General features: G+C 36.1%; 17 protein-coding genes. 6 read left to right on the plus strand and 11 right to left on the minus strand.

Annotated features, from left to right (window positions below; all coding sequences use genetic code 11):
- Window positions 1–180: 180 nt before the first annotated feature.
- Both narX and narL read left to right on the plus strand, forming a co-directional pair.
- Window positions 181–1,989 (plus strand): nitrate/nitrite two-component system sensor histidine kinase NarX, encoded by a 1,809-nt coding sequence (narX, locus tag GYM76_RS09200; RefSeq protein WP_220225294.1) that lies wholly within the window; start codon window positions 181–183, stop codon window positions 1,987–1,989.
- A 3-nt stretch (window positions 1,990–1,992) separates the two neighbouring features.
- Window positions 1,993–2,646, plus strand: coding sequence for a two-component system response regulator NarL (narL, locus tag GYM76_RS09205; RefSeq protein WP_220225295.1), 654 nt, complete (start codon window positions 1,993–1,995; stop codon window positions 2,644–2,646).
- A gap of 37 nt (window positions 2,647–2,683) precedes the next feature.
- Here the strand turns inward: narL and cysG are convergent, their stop codons facing one another.
- From cysG to nirB, 4 genes are all read right to left on the minus strand, one after another.
- Window positions 2,684–4,057, minus strand: a complete 1,374-nt coding sequence (gene cysG / locus GYM76_RS09210) for a siroheme synthase CysG (RefSeq protein ID WP_065562921.1) — start codon at window positions 4,055–4,057, stop codon at window positions 2,684–2,686.
- 111 nt (window positions 4,058–4,168) lie between these two features.
- Window positions 4,169–4,936: a nitrite transporter NirC gene (gene nirC / locus GYM76_RS09215; RefSeq protein WP_065562922.1), complete on the minus strand. Its 768-nt coding sequence runs from the start codon at window positions 4,934–4,936 to the stop codon at window positions 4,169–4,171.
- Window positions 4,937–4,958: 22 nt separating this feature from the next.
- Entirely contained in the window at window positions 4,959–5,291 is a 333-nt protein-coding gene (gene nirD, locus GYM76_RS09220; protein WP_065562923.1) for a nitrite reductase small subunit NirD, read from the minus strand.
- Between the two features lie 3 nt (window positions 5,292–5,294).
- Window positions 5,295–7,817: a nitrite reductase large subunit NirB gene (gene nirB / locus GYM76_RS09225; protein WP_220225296.1), complete on the minus strand. Its 2,523-nt coding sequence runs from the start codon at window positions 7,815–7,817 to the stop codon at window positions 5,295–5,297.
- A gap of 278 nt (window positions 7,818–8,095) precedes the next feature.
- Between nirB and GYM76_RS09230 the strand changes: the two genes are divergently transcribed.
- From GYM76_RS09230 to GYM76_RS09245, 4 genes are all read left to right on the plus strand, one after another.
- A complete protein-coding gene (locus GYM76_RS09230) occupies window positions 8,096–8,593 on the plus strand; it encodes a MarR family winged helix-turn-helix transcriptional regulator (RefSeq protein ID WP_220225297.1) in 498 nt (165 codons plus the stop codon).
- Between the two features lie 58 nt (window positions 8,594–8,651).
- Entirely contained in the window at window positions 8,652–9,788 is a 1,137-nt protein-coding gene (locus GYM76_RS09235) for an HlyD family secretion protein (RefSeq protein ID WP_220225298.1), read from the plus strand.
- The gene (locus tag GYM76_RS09240; protein WP_218060058.1) at window positions 9,785–10,954 is read left to right on the plus strand and encodes an ABC transporter permease; all 1,170 of its coding nucleotides are present in this window, start codon (window positions 9,785–9,787) and stop codon (window positions 10,952–10,954) included. The genes GYM76_RS09235 and GYM76_RS09240 overlap by 4 nt, the downstream gene beginning before the upstream one ends.
- 78 nt (window positions 10,955–11,032) lie before the next feature.
- Entirely contained in the window at window positions 11,033–11,209 is a 177-nt protein-coding gene (locus GYM76_RS09245) for a hypothetical protein (RefSeq protein WP_176713967.1), read from the plus strand.
- A gap of 119 nt (window positions 11,210–11,328) precedes the next feature.
- Here the strand turns inward: GYM76_RS09245 and GYM76_RS09250 are convergent, their stop codons facing one another.
- The 7 genes from GYM76_RS09250 to gatB form a co-directional block, all read right to left on the minus strand.
- Complete coding sequence (locus GYM76_RS09250; protein WP_220225299.1) at window positions 11,329–11,991, minus strand: HAD-IA family hydrolase; 663 nt, start codon at window positions 11,989–11,991, stop codon at window positions 11,329–11,331.
- A gap of 1 nt (window position 11,992) precedes the next feature.
- The gene (locus tag GYM76_RS09255; RefSeq protein WP_220225300.1) at window positions 11,993–12,847 is read right to left on the minus strand and encodes a tagatose bisphosphate family class II aldolase; all 855 of its coding nucleotides are present in this window, start codon (window positions 12,845–12,847) and stop codon (window positions 11,993–11,995) included.
- A 20-nt stretch (window positions 12,848–12,867) separates the two neighbouring features.
- On the minus strand, window positions 12,868–13,806 hold the full coding sequence (gene lacC / locus GYM76_RS09260; RefSeq protein ID WP_220225301.1) for a tagatose-6-phosphate kinase: 939 nt from the start codon (window positions 13,804–13,806) through the stop codon (window positions 12,868–12,870).
- Between the two features lie 203 nt (window positions 13,807–14,009).
- Complete coding sequence (locus GYM76_RS09265; protein WP_065734965.1) at window positions 14,010–14,783, minus strand: DeoR/GlpR family DNA-binding transcription regulator; 774 nt, start codon at window positions 14,781–14,783, stop codon at window positions 14,010–14,012.
- Window positions 14,784–14,876: 93 nt separating this feature from the next.
- A complete protein-coding gene (locus GYM76_RS09270; protein ID WP_220225302.1) occupies window positions 14,877–15,920 on the minus strand; it encodes an alcohol dehydrogenase catalytic domain-containing protein in 1,044 nt (347 codons plus the stop codon).
- A 95-nt stretch (window positions 15,921–16,015) separates the two neighbouring features.
- On the minus strand, window positions 16,016–17,401 hold the full coding sequence (locus GYM76_RS09275; RefSeq protein WP_220225303.1) for a PTS galactitol transporter subunit IIC: 1,386 nt from the start codon (window positions 17,399–17,401) through the stop codon (window positions 16,016–16,018).
- 4 nt (window positions 17,402–17,405) lie between these two features.
- A complete protein-coding gene (gene gatB, locus GYM76_RS09280) occupies window positions 17,406–17,690 on the minus strand; it encodes a PTS galactitol transporter subunit IIB (protein WP_065734968.1) in 285 nt (94 codons plus the stop codon).
- Window positions 17,691–17,705: the final 15 nt, after the last annotated feature.

Genomic DNA, 17,705 nt, shown 5'->3' on the forward strand with positions numbered 1-17,705 from the left:
CATTGATTAATCTTATAGGGCGTGAATTTTACGCAAAATTTATGCTTGTTGCAAGCGCTGTTTAATAAAAGATCGCAAAAAGTCATAAAAAAGATCTTTGATCAACGGTTTTCACGATACAATAGCGCTAAATTATTATTTATTTAAACAATATTTAACACAAAAATATTGAGTATCGATATGCTAAAAAGAAAATTTTGCTACAGTGCATCTATTTTAAATCGTTTAACACTTTTAATGTTTTCTTTAGGTGCCATGGCGTTATTAGCTTTGTTTTTATCAATACAAGTAGCTAATGATACTAAAGGCAGTGCTTATATGATAAACCAATTGGGTTTAATTAGGATGAAAAGCTATCAATTTTTAGCCATGATCCCGATTGAAAAAAAGGACTATGATCGACTTAATATTTTTAATGATATTCCGTCTTCTGAGCAATTAAAATTATTTGAACGTTACCATTTAATTGATGAGCTTAACCAATTACAGTCTCAATGGATAACTGATATTGTCCCCAAAATTAAACAAGCAAACAGTATAGATGAAATAAAAAATGAAATTGATAAGTTTGTAACTCAGACCGATAAATTAGTCCATCAAATTGATCAAAAAACAGAAAATCAAATCCATTATATATCACAACTGCAATTTGTTTTTATCATTCTTATTGTTCTATTTCTTCTTGCGCAAATTTACTATTTACGTCGTTATCTTCTTGCGCCTTGGCGCAAATTAATAAATATGGCTGAATCTATTTCGCAACATAACTTTAGCCAACGATTTAACAGTAAGAAAAGTAAAAAGAACGAATTTGATTTATTGGGGCAAGCCTTCAATGAAATGGCAGAACAAATTGAATTGCAGTACCAATTATTAGAAGAACGTGTCACAGAAAAAACTGCCGAATTACAACAAATCAATAAAATATTGTCGTTTCAGTATCAAGCTATAAAACAACTGCACACATCAGATCCATTATGTGAACGCTTTTTAATTATACTCCGCCAGCTTGAGGAATTAGTGCCATTAACACAGTTTCAAATTCGTTTTTATGAGTCGGATAATATAGAACATTATCAACAAATCAGCTATGCCAACCAACAAAGACTACCTTATTGCCAAAATTCAGAATGTAACGCTTGCCTTATTCCATCAAAATCTTATCAAGAAAATGGATTTCAACGTTATTGGTATCTTCAAGAAAAAGGTGAAAAATTTGGTATTTTATTTGCTCTACAACCATCAACAATGCATCTAAGTGCAGAACAAGAAAATTTAATTACAGCCTTAGTCGAGCAAATGACGACAGCACTAATGCTTGATAGGCAAATAGAACAACAAAAACAATATCTATTAATGAAAGAGCGCTCAGCAATGGCCAGAGAGCTACATGACTCTATAGCACAATCTCTTTCTTGTTTAAAAATTCATCTTAGTTGCTTACAAATGCAACCAGATTTAACCTCACAGACAAGTAGTGATTTGCTAGCTATTATGCGTACAGAAGTTAATATTACATATTCTCAATTAAGAGAATTAATAACTTCTTTTCGTTTACGTCTTAATCAAACCGGTTTTTATGCCAGCTTAATGGAATTGATCGAAGAATTTAATCAAAAATTGAAATTTAAAATACAAGCTGAATATCAACTACCTCTCAATGTCATTAAGAGCAAATATGCATTCCATCTATTGCAATGTGTACGCGAATCTTTAAATAATATTTATAAACATGCTAATGCAACACAAGTTAAAATAAGTTTAACTATTGATGATAACCAGATTATTACTGTCAGCATAAAAGATAATGGTATTGGTTTACAAAATAATGCTAATCAAGATAATCATTATGGATTAATAATTATGCGTGATAGAGTTGGAATATTAAATGGAAATTTAACCATTAATAGTAAGCCTAATCTAGGTACTGAGATTGTAATAACGTTTAAAGCAACTACAATGATCCCATTTAAAATGATAGAAGAATAACAAATGGAACAAGTTAAAAGTTCAATATTACTTATTGATGATCATCCCATGTTAAGAAATGGGGTTAAGCAGCTTATAAAAACAATCAATAATTTTGAGGTTATCGGTGAAACAGGCTCTGGCTTAGAAGGGGTTATGCTTGCAGAAACACTTGATCCGGACATTATATTATTAGATATCAATATGAATGATGTGAATGGATTAGAAATCTTGCGTTATTTACGAGAAAAAAATATTTCTGCACGAATCATTATATTTACTGTATCAGATGCAAAAGAAGATATCATTACTGCTATCAAAACCGGTGCTGATGGCTATTTATTAAAAGATATGGAACCGGAAAACCTTCTGAAAGCATTAATAGATATTTCTGAAGGCAAAATCACCATGGATGAAGCAATTTCACCTATTATTCTTGATTATATGCGTCATGGTGGAGGCACGACTACAAATCAGTCCCATAATATTAATTTACTCACACCAAGAGAACGAGAAATATTTAATTTATTAGTTCAAGGATTATCAAATAAATTAATAGCGAAAGAGTTAGATATTGTCGAAAACACAGTAAAAGTCCATATAAAAAGTATATTTAAAAAATTAAATTTTAAATCAAGAATGGAAATGACTGTATGGTATTTACAAAGTAAAGAATAGCTAGTACTAATTATGCCATTCTTCACTTTATCTAACATTAAAGTTTAGAAAACCAATTTAACTTTTTGCGTAATGCAACTACACGTCCAATAATAATTAAACTAGGACTACAAGCATGTAATGCAAGTTGAGTAAGATCACATAATAATCCCTCTACAACTTTCTGATTGGCTTTTGTACCTTCTTCTACTATAGCCACAGGTATATTACTATCCATACCATGTTTAATTAATTGTGTTTTAATATTTTCTGCTTGTGATAATCCCATATAAAAAACGAGAGTCTGTTTTTCAGCAGCTAAACTTTGCCAATCCAAATGAGTGCCATCTTTCAAATGCCCCGTAATTAAACGAACACTATGAGCATAATCACGATGAGTTAATGGTATTCCACTATAGGCTGAGCATCCTGAAGCAGCTGTAATTCCTGGTACTAACGAAAAAGGAATATTAGCATCAAATAGTGTTTCAAGCTCTTCTCCGCCTCGACCAAAAATGAAGGGGTCACCACCTTTAAGTCTTACTACTCGCAACCCTTTTTGGGCTTGCTCAAGTAATATTTGATTAATTTGTTCTTGTGGCACACAATGAAAACCAGGCCGCTTACCGACAAAAATTCGCTGAGCATCTCGTCGAGCTAAATTCATTATTTCATCGGATACTAATCGATCGTAAACAATAATATCGGCTTGTTGAATTTGTTGAAGAGCTTTTAATGTCAACAACCCTGGGTCACCCGGACCGGCACCAACTAAAACCACTTCACCTCGATAATCAACGGGCTCTTCAAATAATTCATTAGTTAACATTTCAACTTTTTCTGAATCATTATTAGCTATAGCTTGAGCTAACCTATCATGTGTAAATAGCTTTTCCCAGAATCTTCTTCGTTCAGTCATGCTTTGATAAGTTGCTTTTACTTTATTACGCAAATAACCAGCATATTTCGCTAGTTTGCCAATATTTTGCGGTAAAATCGCTTCTAGTTTTTCACGTAATAACCGTGCCAATACAGGAGCATGACCTTCTGAAGATATCGCAACCATTATTGGAGAGCGATCAATAATAGAAGGCATAATAAAACTAGCACCTTTAGGTGAATCAACGATATTACAAAAAATACGTCGCTTTTCTGATTCTATACTGACTTGCTGATTGGTTTGTTGACAATCTGTTGCGGCAATAACTAACCATTTATTATCGAGTAGTTGTGTATCAAATTCACCTTGTATTAAAACCAATTGTTTTTGTTCTTGCCAACAGACAAATTGCTGAGTAAATTCAAGAGCATTGACAGTTAAATTTGCGCCAGCTTCAAGCAATAACCGAGCTTTACGCTCGGCTATTTCCCCACCACCAACTAATAAGCAATCACGGTTTTCTAATTTACAAAATAAAGGTAAATAATCCATAGACTTTAAAAACAACCATTAATATCTTATTGATCTAAAAAATTTACTGTTAATAATCCAATAATTCTTAAAAACAGTAAGCTAAACAATTACAACCTTATTCAATAATGATTAAGGTCGATCTGCTTTAGGTGTTGAAAACCAATATCCTAAGCCCATAAAGAGTGCTCCAGATACTAAATTACCCAACGAAACCCATAACAAGTTATGCCCAATACCACCTAAAGTATAGGCATCAGTATGATTTCCAAACCAAGAAAGAGAAAATAACGTCATATTAGCAACACTATGCTCATACCCACAAGCAATAAATGCCAATAAACACCACCATATAGCAATAAATTTGGCTGAACCTTCAACTCGATTTGCCATCCAAATAGCTAAACAAACTAACCAATTACATAAAATTCCACGAAAAAATAGAGCCATTGCGGGAGTGGATGTTTTTGCTAATGCCGCAGTATGTATAAGGGAAGTATCTGTTGCCAATAATGGGCTTGCCGCCCAATAAAATAAAGCAGCAACAAAAATAGATCCCAGTAAATTGCCTAGCCACGTTTGTGGTAATACCCACCACATTTGAAAGTGTGTAATCTTTTTAGCTTGAACACCAAATGTTAAAAACATGGTATGCCCAGTAAATAACTCCGAGCCTGCTATAACAACTAAAGTTAATGCAATTCCAAATGTTGCTCCCATAACTAAAGGTCTAACTGATGCATCAAGCAAATTACCCAGCGTAAAAATTAATATGATACCCAGACCAACATAAGCACCAGCCATAGCAGAACTTAGCCAAAACCCTATAGGATTGGTTTTAGCTAATTTAACAATACGTGCTGCATTAACAGCACATTTATTAATTGTTTCTGTATACATTTATTATTCCTATTTTTATTTATTAGTTAAATTTAACTTTAACAAATCCATCATTATCAATTTTGACCTCATAGTGTGCGATGGAATAACTTGCATCTTCAAAACAATAACCATCTTTTAAACGAAAGCGTTGTTTTTTCAGAGGACTAGCAACCCATAATTCATTTTCATGCTCACAAATAATCCCCCTAGAAAGCACACTAGCATTAGCAAAAGGATCAATATTACTAATCGCATAAAGCTCGTCAGAATGAAAAGGACGAAAAACAGCGACATGCTCTTTACCAACTAAAGCACAAACCCCTGTTTCAGGAAAAATATCTTCAATTTTACAGATAGTTACCCATTGACTCATAATCTACTCTCCTGACATAACTTGACGTTCTTCAAGGGTGGCGGGACGATGTTGTTGTCGCTCAGGTACAAACTGAACATTATCGTCTCGTTTAGGACTATTAATAAAATGAGCAAACCGGATTTGTGCTTCTGGATTATTAACAGTTTCTTTCCATTCACAAACAAAAAGCTTACGAATGCGAGCCATCTCTTTTTCAAGTTCGTCATTGATACCTAATTTGTCATCAATAATGACACTACGCAAATATTCGATCCCCCCCTCAAGGTTTTCAAACCAGACAGAAGTCCGTTGTAATTTATCCGCTGTACGAATATAGAACATAAGGAAACGGTCTAAGTAGCGAATAAGGGTTTCTCGATCTAAATCAGCAGCTAAAAGATCGGCATGACGAGGTTTCATACCACCATTACCACAAACATAAAGATTCCAACCTTTTTCAGTTGCAATAACGCCAATATCCTTACCCTGAGCTTCGGCACATTCACGGGTACAACCTGAAACACCAAGTTTGAATTTATGAGGCGCTCGAATACCTTTATAGCGGTTTTCTAATTCGACACCTAAACTAACACTATCTCCTACCCCAAACCGACACCAAGTGCTACCTACGCAAGTTTTTGCCATACGTAATGCCTTAGCGTAAGCGTGACCACTCTCAAAACCAGCATCAATCAGTTCTTTCCAGATAGCAGGAAGATCATCTTTTTGCGCACCAAACAACGCTATACGTTGTGAACCAGTAATTTTTGAATAGAGATTGTATTTCTTAGCAATCTGACCAACCGCAATCAATCCTTCTGGAGTAATTTCACCACCAGCACTACGAGGAATAATTGAATAAGTACCATTTTTTTGAATATTACCTAAAAAGATATCATTACTATCTTGTAACGGTACAAGATCTGGTTTAAGAATATAATTATTCCAACATGAAGCTAATATAGATCCAACTGTTGGTTTACAAACTTCACAGCCATAGCCGGTACCATGCTTTTTTATCACTTCATCAAAGGAAGTTAATCCTTCAACACGAATTAAGTGAAAAAGCTCTTGCCGAGAATATTTAAAATGTTCACAAAGTGCATGGCTTACTTCAATACCTTGTTTCGCTAATTCCAAATTAAGGATTTGCGTTACTAGTGGTATACAACCACCACATCCACTACCCGCTTTAGTTTCAGCTTTAATTGCAGCAACAGTATGACAACCAGCATGAATAGCTTGAACAATTTTTGCCTTTGTCACATCAAAACAAGAACATATTTGTGCACTATCAGGTAATGCGTCAGCGCCTAATGCAGGCTTAGCACCTGCATGTGATGGTAAAATTAGAGAATCAGGATGTTCAGGTAAATCCATATCATTAAGCATCAGTTGCAGCAAGTTACTATAATCAGATGTATCACCAACTAAAACAGCACCTAATAGTTTTTTATTATCATTAGATACCACTAACTTTTTATAAACTGGTACACTTTCATCTAAATAAACATAGCTTCTGCTAGCTATTGTTTTAGCCTTTGCATCACCAATACTACCAACGTCGACTCCCATTAATTTGAGTTTAGCACTCATATCGGCACCTTCAAATTTAGCGCTTTCACCGATTAAATGTGCTAAGGCAACTTGTGCCATTTTGTAACCAGGTGCAACTAAACCGTAAACTTTACCTTGCCAACAGGCGCATTCACCTATGGCATAAATATCCGGATCTGAAGTTTGGCAATAATCGTTAATAACGATACCTCCTCTAGGTCCAATATCTAATTCACACGCTTTAGCTAATTGGTCATTGGGACGGATGCCAGTTGAAAAAACAATAAAATCAATTTCAAGTGATGAACCATCAGAAAATTGCATAACTTTACCTGATGGGGTATGAATAATTTCTTGAGTATTTTTGCTTGTATGAACTCCAACTCCCATCTCTTCGATTTTTCTACGCAGTTGATCACCACCCATTGCATCAAGTTGCTCTGACATTAAGACTGGAGCAAATTCGACAACATGAGTTTCAACACCTAAGTTTTTCAATGCACCAGCAGCTTCAAGTCCAAGTAAACCTCCACCGACAACTGCACCTATTTTACAATTACTAGCACAATCACGAATCGCATCGAGATCTTCAATGGTACGATAAACAAAACAATTCGCCCCTTCAGCACCTTTAATTGGAGGAACCCATGGATAAGAGCCCGTTGCAATAATCAACTTATCATAAGAAACAATACGCCCAGTTTGTGAATGCACCTCTTTACGTTGGCGATTAATCAAAATAATCCGTTCATTAAGTAAAATATTAATATCATTTTCTTGGTACAAGCCTTCCCGAACTAAAGACAGAGCTTCTGCAGTATGGCCTGAAAAATAGGAAGAAAGATGAACACGATCATAAGCTACTCTTGGTTCTTGGCAAAAGATGGTAATTTTAAAATTATCAGACTGCATTTTTTCGATAATTTCTTCGACAAAACGATGTCCAACCATCCCATTGCCTATAATAACGAGATTGGTTTTACTCATAAAAAGCTCCAAATTTATTTTTAATTCAATTATTTAATTTTTATCTATACGATATTTTAAGGAACTTTAGATAGAATATAATTACCCTCAAGGATTACCACTTTAGTAGTAGATTAAATAATAAGCTTTAAAACAATAAGTTATCATTCTTGACTAACTAAATATCAATGAAAATTAACAAATTAATGAGATCAACCTCTCAAACTAAAGTAAAAAAACAATTGCCAATTTAGGACAAACCAGTATAATTAGCCGACTAAATAAATTAGGTAAAGCAATTGAATTACAACTCAAGAATACTTCCTTCGCGCGAAACTTTAGCAAAAGCACAAAGTTTTAATGATGAAATTATCGAGGTTTCAGGCGTTGATCTGGTCCTAAGTTTAATTACTACTGCCGATTTAATTCGTTCTAATATTTATGCACAACTTGCAAAAGATTATGATGTTTCTGAAGGAAAATTTGAATTGCTAATGTCATTGTATAGTGAAGGTGAAACCTGCGCTAGCGAGCTAGCATTGAAAGTTGGCGTCACTCCTGCAACTGTCTCAGTAATGGTTAAACGGATGTTAGCTGCGCAAGATCCTTTAATATCGATGACGAAAAGTGGGGAAGATGGTCGTTCTCGACTAATCAGGCTCACCACAACTGGTGTAAATCTTATACAAAAAGCGCTACCTAATCACTTAAAATCGATTCGTGCTTTTGCTCAGGTTTTAAATGCACAAGAGCAGGAATCTTTAATTGCAATGTTACGTAAATTATTACGTAAATAATTGCTTTTAATCACTAAAAATCATGATATTTTAACAATATACTTAGCTGACTAAATAAATGAAAAATAAACTAAACTTAGATTTACCAAAAAACATTAAAATTCCTGCTATATTTTTATTGCTACTTCTAATTGGATCAACATTGATTTGTCTTGGTTCAAGGAACGATGCAGTAACTGTTGCTAAAAGTATCAAATCAGGCGTATTAACTGCTGATGAAATCAATGTTGCATTTCAAAATGTAGGTGGCAAAGTCATTAAACGGTTTGTCCAAGAATCACAATTTGTAAAAAAAGGCGATCCATTAATGCAACTTGAAGATACTGATACGCAGCTATCAATAGATCGCTTACAAGCGCTAGTTGATAGTCAAACAGCCGCAGTTAATCAAGAACAAGCAGCAATCGAAATCACTGAAAATGAAACTAACCTCAATGAATTATCAACGTGGCGGAAAATAGAAGAAGTTAAAGCGAACTTAGAAGCTGCAATATCTTCTCGAGACTTAGCTAATACTGAATTTCAACGTCATACTCAATTAAGAAAAACTGGAGGCTCTTCACAATCACAACTTGATGCTGCACGCAATGCCTACATTAATTCAAAAATGCAAGTTGTACAGATTGAAAGTCAATTATCAACATTGATGATTGGTGCAACACCTGAACAAATCACTCAGTTTGAACAAACTAGAAATGCAACGGGTATGACATTGCAGTCGATTACTATTGCTAGACAAAAACTGCAAAATCGCCAAAATCAACTTGCTCAAATTCGTGCTCAACTAGCACAAGCCGAAGCCGATTTAAAACAACTGAAAGTAAATTATAGCCGCCTTACATTAGTTGCACCAGAAGATGGAAAAGTACTAAAACTAATGTTTGAAGATGGTGAAATGGTGCCTGCTGGCGCACCAGCAGTATTGTTAGAAACAGACCGTAAATATGTTGACATCTATGTTAACGAAAAAATGGTTAATGGTTATCAACCTAAAACTGAAGTAAAAGCGAATGTGATTGCCCTGGACAAAACAGTAAAAGGTACTGTCCGTTTTGCAACCGCGGCGCCTTCATTTGCTGATTTACGAATGACTCGGGAACGAGGACAGGCAGATTTAACATCTTATCAAGTCAGAATTTATATAGAACCTATACCGCATTTATTAACAGGTATGACAATTGAGGTTGATCAATGATGCAAAACATCATTAAATCTATGCTTGAAGAGCTTGATGCTATGCTATCAGGCCACTTCATTCCATATTATAAAGTGTGCTTAGGTTTAGCGGCTATCGTATCACTTGTTTTTTCAATTGTGCTAAGCCATGGTTCAGTTTTTGAAGGAAAAATTGCTGTTATTGATCTTGATGGTTCCAATTACTCAACTGAATTAATCAGTAAAGTAAATACTTCACCATTTATTGAAATAACAGAAGTAATTCGCTCACCAATAAATCCAATTACATTAGTATCACACGACCGTAATTTAGGAGTGTTATATATTCCTAAAGGACTTGAAAAGTCTCTAAAAAAAGGGGATCAAACCGTTAAGTTAGGTTATTTTGCTGATGATTCAAATGACGCACAAAATGCCAAGGTAATGCAAAGTCTTAATGAAATCATTCCTGAATCGGGTGCTGAATTGAGCGTTGGTAAAGTTGCAGCATTAGGGCTTGGAAGAGAAGCAACTGAAGCAACCTTATCACCAATGCAATTAAAAACTAGGACCATGTTTAATCCGTCTAGTTCATCAACAATATCCACTATAATCTATTTCGTTTACTTCTTCTCGTCATTAACGTATGGATTAACATCATTAATGATAATTGGCCGATTAAAAACAATGGGGATGTGGAATACCGTAATAGAACGTGGTTTTGTACCACTATTAGCGAGAACCGTGCCTTATGCCCTATTTTATACCACTGCTTTAACTTTAATTACTGCAATACTAGTTTTATTTGGGCAATTACGTTTTGATGGTAATTACTTTATTTTTGTACCTAGTGTATTTATGACTGGACTCGCTTTTGGCTGGTTAGGCTTCTTATTATCTTGGAATACCAATCATCCAGGCGAAGGGGCTAGCAGAATGATTTTCCTTGTTCCACCTGGATTCATTATGGGTGGCTCAACCATGGCGGTAGGCATTATGCCAATCTGGGCATTTTATGTCAGCCACGCATTTCCATTAGTTTGGCTCTTCCGCTTTTTCCGCGATATAGGTATACGAGGACGTTCATTTGTCGATATGTTATCAACATATGGAATATTCATTATTTATTTAACCGTTATTGCTTTTATCGTGATGATGTTTGTTAATCGCTTGAAAAAACCAGACAATCAAACGCAAATTAATTAATTTATTCATACATAAGTTATTGAAACGCTTCCGCGGTTCAATAACTTTCTTCTTTACTATTATTCCAAGCGACCAGTGATGATGAAAATTGAATATTTTTATCAATCCACCGTTCAAATTCGTCATTTAACCAAATTAAACCGGCGAAACCCACCACCTAAAGTGACGTTAGAAATGGGGAATTTCCCAATTAACATGCAGGGCTTTTGTACTTTTTCAACCTTTAAACAAGCGATGAGTAAGGCAACGCAATAACCTTTATCTGATTGAAAGTATGCATAAATTTATGCTAAATTTTGTATGCTTTCAATCTAAAGACGGTTAAATAGATTGCGCTTGTGTGGAGCAAAAGCAGGTTGCCGGGTGTTATCCTATTAGCAAAACGTTTTTTTATTAATAATGAATTGATCGCTACCTGTGATTTTTTCAACAATCAGATCATTAAAGTTATCGATAGTTAGCTGGGCATGATGATTAATCAAATTAGACATATTGACACCAATCACCTGACAATTAGCCTTATTTGCTGACTCAATGCCCGCAGCGGAATCTTCAAAAACAATACACGAACTGGCGGCTAAATTTAACAGTTTTGCGCCTTGCAAATAGCCGTCTGGAGCTGGTTTGGTGTTAGCCACCATTTCGCCGGTGATAAATACCGACGGTTTAGCAACCTGTAGCAAACTAAATCTTGCTTCAGCCACAATTTTAGTGCCGGAAGTGACAATCCCCCAAGGGATATTCATTGATGATAATAGCTGCAGAAAATCGCTTGCGCCCGGTATTTCATCAATCCCTTGTACATCATTTGACTCTAATTGCTCCATCCAATGATATTCTTGCTCAATCAAACTAGTGGGCTGATCAGGTAAAAACAGCTTAATATTATCGATAGCTTTACGCCCATGAATGGTTGTTAATACCTTAGTGGCATCTAAATGATGCCGCTGAGCAAATTTCAACCAGCAGCGCTCAACTGCTGGTAGAGAGTTAACCAAAGTACCATCTAAATCAAACAAAGTACCTTTAGCTTTCATATTATAGTTTACCTGCACTTCCACAAATACGAATTTTATCTTCCACAATTTTCGCCATTGCCAGTTTAGCCGGTTGCATGTAGTGCCTTGGATCGTTAGCATCCGGTTGAGCTTGAAAGTATTGTTTCAACGCATCTGAAAAAGCAATTTTTAATTCAGTTGCCACATTCACTTTACAGATACCTAATGAAATCGATTTTTTCACCATTGCTTCAGGTATTCCTGAAGCGCCATGCAACACCAGAGGAATCGCAACTTTATCGCGTATTTTGGCTAATCGATCAAAATCCAATTTAGGCTCACCTTTATACATACCATGAGCCGATCCAATTGCCACCGCTAAAGAATCGATGCCTGTTCGCTCGACATATTCCCTTGCCGCATCCGGATCAGTAAAAGCGCTGTCTTTATCATCCACAACAAGATCGTCTTCTTGTCCACCCAGACGCCCTAATTCAGCTTCAACACTGGCATTAAATTTATGACTAAATTCGACCATTTTACGCACAATGTCAATATTTTCTTCAAAGGGATGATGTGAAGCATCGATCATAACCGAGCGAATACCGCCGGCAATTTTGGCTTGAATATCATCGACATCTTCATGGTGATCAAGATGCAAAGCAAACGGGAAATGTTTAATTTGGGCCGCTGTTTTACAAATGTTGATTAAATACTCTGTGCCGGCATAACGATAAGTGCCGGGGGTCGCGGCTAATATAACCGGAGACTGCAACTGTTTTGCGGTATCAACCACAACTTGAATTGTTTCAAGGTTGTGAATATTAAATGCCGGAACAGCATAATTTTCACGTTGCGCTTTTTTTAACATCTCTTGACTTGAAATAAGATACATAATAACTCCTTAATTAATATTTAATAAATTTGGTTAACAATAACTTGTTGGAAATAATCATCATAATTGTGCATATTCACAAAGCCGGTTTGCGATTCCATGGCATTTAACATGCCCATCGTCATCGCCCTTTTGAGCATGGTTTCTATCGATTCGTTTTCATGAATGCTTACTGCAAGACCCGCTAACGTCACATCGCCAGACCCAACCGGATTGACAACATCAATTTTAGGAATTGAAACTTGATAATATTGCTGATGACAACGAGCAAAAGCTCCATTTTTACCCAGTGAAATGATGATAAAAGGGATTGCATTCAGCAGTGGATGATCAACCGCCTTAATCAACGAAGCAGTATCATTAACATCAATATCCATCTGAATTATTTGTTGTAATTCATCTTTATTCGGCTTAATTAAGTAAGGTTTATGTTCAGAGACCAACGTAGCTAATAACATTTTGCCGGAGGAATCTAGTAAAACAGGAATGGCTTTTTTATTGGCGATTTGAATTAATGTGGCATAAAAATCAACCGGGAAACCTTGTGGTAGAGATCCTGAAATGGTCATTACCTTGGCTTTATCCACTAACGTTTGATAGTGCGCTAAAAAGGCATCCACCTCTTTTTGTTCGAGTGTTGGCCCAGATTCTAGAATTTCGGTTTGATTACCTTCATGTAATATCGCAATACAATTACGTGATTCATGTTTAGTAACATAAAAATGGTAATGGATATTGTCACTATCTAACTGTTTTTGAATATACTGGCCGGTTGTACCGCCAACAATACCTGAGGCTAACACATTGATGCCCGAAAATTTCACACCTCGTGTGACATTTAGCCCTTTACCACCGGCGGTTTTTTTAACATTTGTAACACGATTAATGTCATTAATATGGAGTGTATTGAGTGGATAAGAGATATCCACAGAAGGATTCATGGTAATTGTTAATATCATATTCTCGCCTACATATTGATTGCAAAATCATATCGTTGGGAGAAATAACAAGCTTAAACAATTAAATTAGTTTAATAATATTAATCAACATAATAGCCAACAACAATCCATTGTCATTATTACGTTAACTATATAAAATCAAATATTTAGCTAAAAAATCTTTTAAGCTTTATTCAAAAAGATACACAATCACCAGTCAAAATTTAAACAGCTATAAAATCAATGCCTTTTTCTTCAAATTGTTGTTTATAACTGTTATCGACATCAGTATCGGTAATAATGGTACTTAGTTTATTAAGTGGTAATACGATATTAATGCCATTTCGTCCAAATTTTGATGAATCTAAAACTGCAATAACCTGCCTTGCCGCATTAGCCATCACACTACTGATAGTGTAGCCTTCGTTAAACGTTGTTATTCCTCTTTTTGCATCTATTCCATCTGCACCAACAAACAAAATATCAGCAGAAATGCCGTCTAACGATTGCTCAGCAATTTTTCCATGAAAAGAACGAGTCTTATGCCTCAGCGTACCACCACACATAAATAACATAATGTCACTGTTGTCCGACAAAATAAATGCAGAAGTAAGGCTGTTGGTAATGACAGTGATATGCTTGAGTTTTACTAACTCTTCAGCTATCAACATTGTAGTACTACCACTATCTAAAATAATGGTATCACCCTCTTTGACATGTTTAACTGCTTCAATTGCAATACGTTTTTTAGCTTCTATAAAACGCTGATAACGTTCTTCTAATTGCAATTCTTTAAATGATTTTAAATCGCCTTTACTCATGATTTTGGTTGCCCCGCCATGGAATCGAGTCAAAACACCTTGTTTTTCCAGCAAACGAAGATCTGTTCTGATTGTCACTTCCGAAACATCATATTGTCCTGATAAATCACTAACCAAAACAGTTCCTTTCGCATTAATAAGTTCGACTATTTGTTGACGTCTTTCACTTGCATTCATAATATTTCCTTTTTCGAAAATTCTTCAGCAGTGTATAACAAACAAAATCAAAAGATAAGCGCTCATTTTTAATAGCTGATCTAAATCAGATAATTAAATGCAATTTAATAAAATTTTACCGTTCATTGGATGACCGTTTAATGCACTAACTTGTTGAGTAAATTCATTAAAATCACCCACCCCTGCAATTAGCTCATCTAACCTGATTTTACCGTCAACAAAAAACTGACTAACGAGTTGCCACTCTTTGCCAGGCCATGGTGCAGAGTAATTCATCCAGCTTCCTAAGATCTCAAGCTCTTTTCGTAAAATCATCCCGAATGTTTTTTCTGAAAGAGTCACATCATGATGCAATGTGCCAATCAAACCGACTTTGGCTCTAGCGCCAGCTATTTCAATGGCTAAGCTTACTGTCGCTGGTGTGCCGGCGGTTTCTAATACCACCTGATCAAATCGATGTGGCATCAGTGCTTCATAGATCGCCGAAGCTGTCATATTTTTAGAGTGATAAACCGCATCAGCACCTATCTTTTTAGCCAGATCTAAACGCTCTTGATTAATATCTAATACCGCAACAAATTTAGCTCCCATCGCTTTGGCGCACTGCATAGCAAGCAAACCAATGGTACCGCCACCAACAATCACCACATTCTTATTTTGACAACCGTCAGCCAATAACAGTGCATGCATCCCAACAGTCATTGGCTCAAAAAATGCCCCTTCAATAGGGCTAACACTTTTCGGTAACTTAAAAGCGTTTCTCTTATTTATGACGATATACTGTGCCAATCCGCCAGTAATTCTTGAGCCAACGAAGGTGTAATGTTTACAAAGTGAATAGTAATGTTTTTGACACTCATCACATTTAAAACAAGGCAATAAAGGTACACAAGAGATCAGATCACCAATCTCAAACTCTGTCACATCGCTGCCCATTTCGACAACCGTGCCACTAAATTCATGGCCAAGTGTGATTGGGTAAAAATGTGCACCATGATGAAAAATGCGTGGAATATCAGAACCACATAACCCGCAATACGCCACTTTCACCAGAATTTGATCTGGTGAAGTGATTTTGGGCATCTCAATATCTTCTACAGATAAAGTCCCTTCATCATTAACAACGACTGCTTTCATATTATTTTCCTATGTTAATAATCAAATAGGTTGCTGTTCTAACGTCCACTGGTTTAACAGTGAACGTTACTTAATGGATTTAAAAAATGGCTTTTTTATTGCTCATTTACGCTATTTGCACCTTCTACATGTTGCTGTTTTAATAACAATTTGTCTTTTTGCGCGCGTTGCCAGGTCAAAAATAGGCAAAACAGGTAAAAGAGACCAATGCAGGCAAACCCGATCGGTTGTTTTAAATTAACCAGTTGAACTAAGATATAAGTAATTGGCGAACCACCTTGATCCATCGCACCAACCGAGATGCCATTACCAGCAGTAATAGTACCGGCATTGACGGCAAGCTGAGTGGTTAGTGGCACCATTTGCGTTGCAATCCATAAGGTAATAGCAATAATGATTGAACCGGAAATAATAATCCTAAACAGATTGCCTTGATGAATCGCCACACCCATTGCGATAAAAAAGCCGATAGTTGCTAAGTCACCAAAAGGAAGAACTTCATTACCGGGCAGCACAATGGCAATAAAAATACTTAACGGGATAAAAATTAAGCTGGCAGAAACAACAGTTGAATGACCTAACAATAGTGCCGGATCTAAACCGATAAGGAAGTCTTGCCCACCAAATTTTGATTGAAGATGTTTACGTGCTTGTTTAGATATTGGGGTTAAACCGTCCATGATAGGTTTAATTACTCTTGGCATTAATAGCATTACCGCTGCGGTTTGAATCGCAAGTTGCAAGGTCTGTTTAACACCATAACCGGCTAATACGCCTAATAAAATCCCCATAAATAGACCAACTGTGACTGGCTCGCCAAATGCGCCAAATCTTTTTTGCATATCTACCGCATTGAAATTAATCTTTCTAATGCCAGGTATTTTTTCAATCACCGCATCGACAAATACCGCTATCGGTCCACAATAGGCCGAAGTACCATGTGGCACAGCAATGCCGTCAAGTTCAAAAAAATCTTTGGTATCTTTAGCAAACCAATCCCCCAATTTATAAGCAATAATTGCATGTACAACCACGCCAGCAATACCTAGCCAGTAAGAGCCGGTTGCAATATAAACCAGCGCCCCGCTGAAGGTCATATGCCAAATGTTCCAAATATCAACATTAACAACACGGGTTAATCTTAAAAGTAACATGGCAATGTTTACTGCAATGGCAATGGGAATAGCAACCAGCGCAATTTGCGATGCCCACGTCATAGGGGCTGCGCCAGGCCAACCAACATCGACAACATTCAAACTAATATCAAATCTTTCTGCCATAGCTTGAGCTGCCGGCCCAACTGAGCTGGTTAATAAGCCAACCACCAAACCAATACCGACAAAGCCAATCCCAATATGAATCCCGGCTTTTAATGCATCACCAATTTTCATTCTTAGCGAAAGTGAAAACAGAATAATCACAATGGGTAGCATTACAGACGGTCCCAAATCTAAGATGTACTGCATAATTTCAGTAAACATAGGTTCATCCTTTTAAAATAGACAATATTTTTGCTTTTAACTGCTCAATTCCAACGCCAGACACAAAAGGCATACCATGCACAATCGGAATATCGCCAAATGTTTGATCCATTTTTGCCGTCGTACAGATCAGGTCGACATCATCAATAAAGGTATTAATTTCATTAATACGACACTGCACTAAATCGAGCTCAATATTATTTTCATTACATAGCTCTTTTATTTCTTCTGCTGCTAAAGTTGACGTCGCAACGGCGCCACCACATGCAACAATAATCTTTTTTTTCATAATGTCTCCTAAACA

The organism is Gilliamella sp. ESL0443 (genome assembly GCF_019469165.1).
GTDB lineage: Bacteria > Pseudomonadota > Gammaproteobacteria > Enterobacterales > Orbaceae > Gilliamella > Gilliamella apicola_E.

Excerpts from the sequence above, each read along its gene's own strand:
- GYM76_RS09245 (WP_176713967.1), top strand. The coding sequence starts at position 11,033 with ATGATGAAAATTGAATATTTTTATCAATCCACCGTTCAAATTCGTCAT.
- nirB (WP_220225296.1), bottom strand. The coding sequence starts at position 7,817 with ATGAGTAAAACCAATCTCGTTATTATAGGCAATGGGATGGTTGGACAT.
- nirD (WP_065562923.1), bottom strand. The coding sequence starts at position 5,291 with ATGAGTCAATGGGTAACTATCTGTAAAATTGAAGATATTTTTCCTGAA.
- GYM76_RS09275 (WP_220225303.1), bottom strand. The coding sequence starts at position 17,401 with ATGTTTACTGAAATTATGCAGTACATCTTAGATTTGGGACCGTCTGTA.
- GYM76_RS09255 (WP_220225300.1), bottom strand. The coding sequence starts at position 12,847 with ATGTATCTTATTTCAAGTCAAGAGATGTTAAAAAAAGCGCAACGTGAA.
- GYM76_RS09265 (WP_065734965.1), bottom strand. The coding sequence starts at position 14,783 with ATGAATGCAAGTGAAAGACGTCAACAAATAGTCGAACTTATTAATGCG.
- nirC (WP_065562922.1), bottom strand. The coding sequence starts at position 4,936 with ATGTATACAGAAACAATTAATAAATGTGCTGTTAATGCAGCACGTATT.
- narL (WP_220225295.1), top strand. The coding sequence starts at position 1,993 with ATGGAACAAGTTAAAAGTTCAATATTACTTATTGATGATCATCCCATG.
- GYM76_RS09250 (WP_220225299.1), bottom strand. The coding sequence starts at position 11,991 with ATGAAAGCTAAAGGTACTTTGTTTGATTTAGATGGTACTTTGGTTAAC.
- GYM76_RS09235 (WP_220225298.1), top strand. The coding sequence starts at position 8,652 with ATGAAAAATAAACTAAACTTAGATTTACCAAAAAACATTAAAATTCCT.
- lacC (WP_220225301.1), bottom strand. The coding sequence starts at position 13,806 with ATGATATTAACAATTACCATGAATCCTTCTGTGGATATCTCTTATCCA.
- cysG (WP_065562921.1), bottom strand. The coding sequence starts at position 4,057 with ATGGATTATTTACCTTTATTTTGTAAATTAGAAAACCGTGATTGCTTA.
- gatB (WP_065734968.1), bottom strand. The coding sequence starts at position 17,690 with ATGAAAAAAAAGATTATTGTTGCATGTGGTGGCGCCGTTGCGACGTCA.
- GYM76_RS09270 (WP_220225302.1), bottom strand. The coding sequence starts at position 15,920 with ATGAAAGCAGTCGTTGTTAATGATGAAGGGACTTTATCTGTAGAAGAT.
- GYM76_RS09240 (WP_218060058.1), top strand. The coding sequence starts at position 9,785 with ATGATGCAAAACATCATTAAATCTATGCTTGAAGAGCTTGATGCTATG.
- narX (WP_220225294.1), top strand. The coding sequence starts at position 181 with ATGCTAAAAAGAAAATTTTGCTACAGTGCATCTATTTTAAATCGTTTA.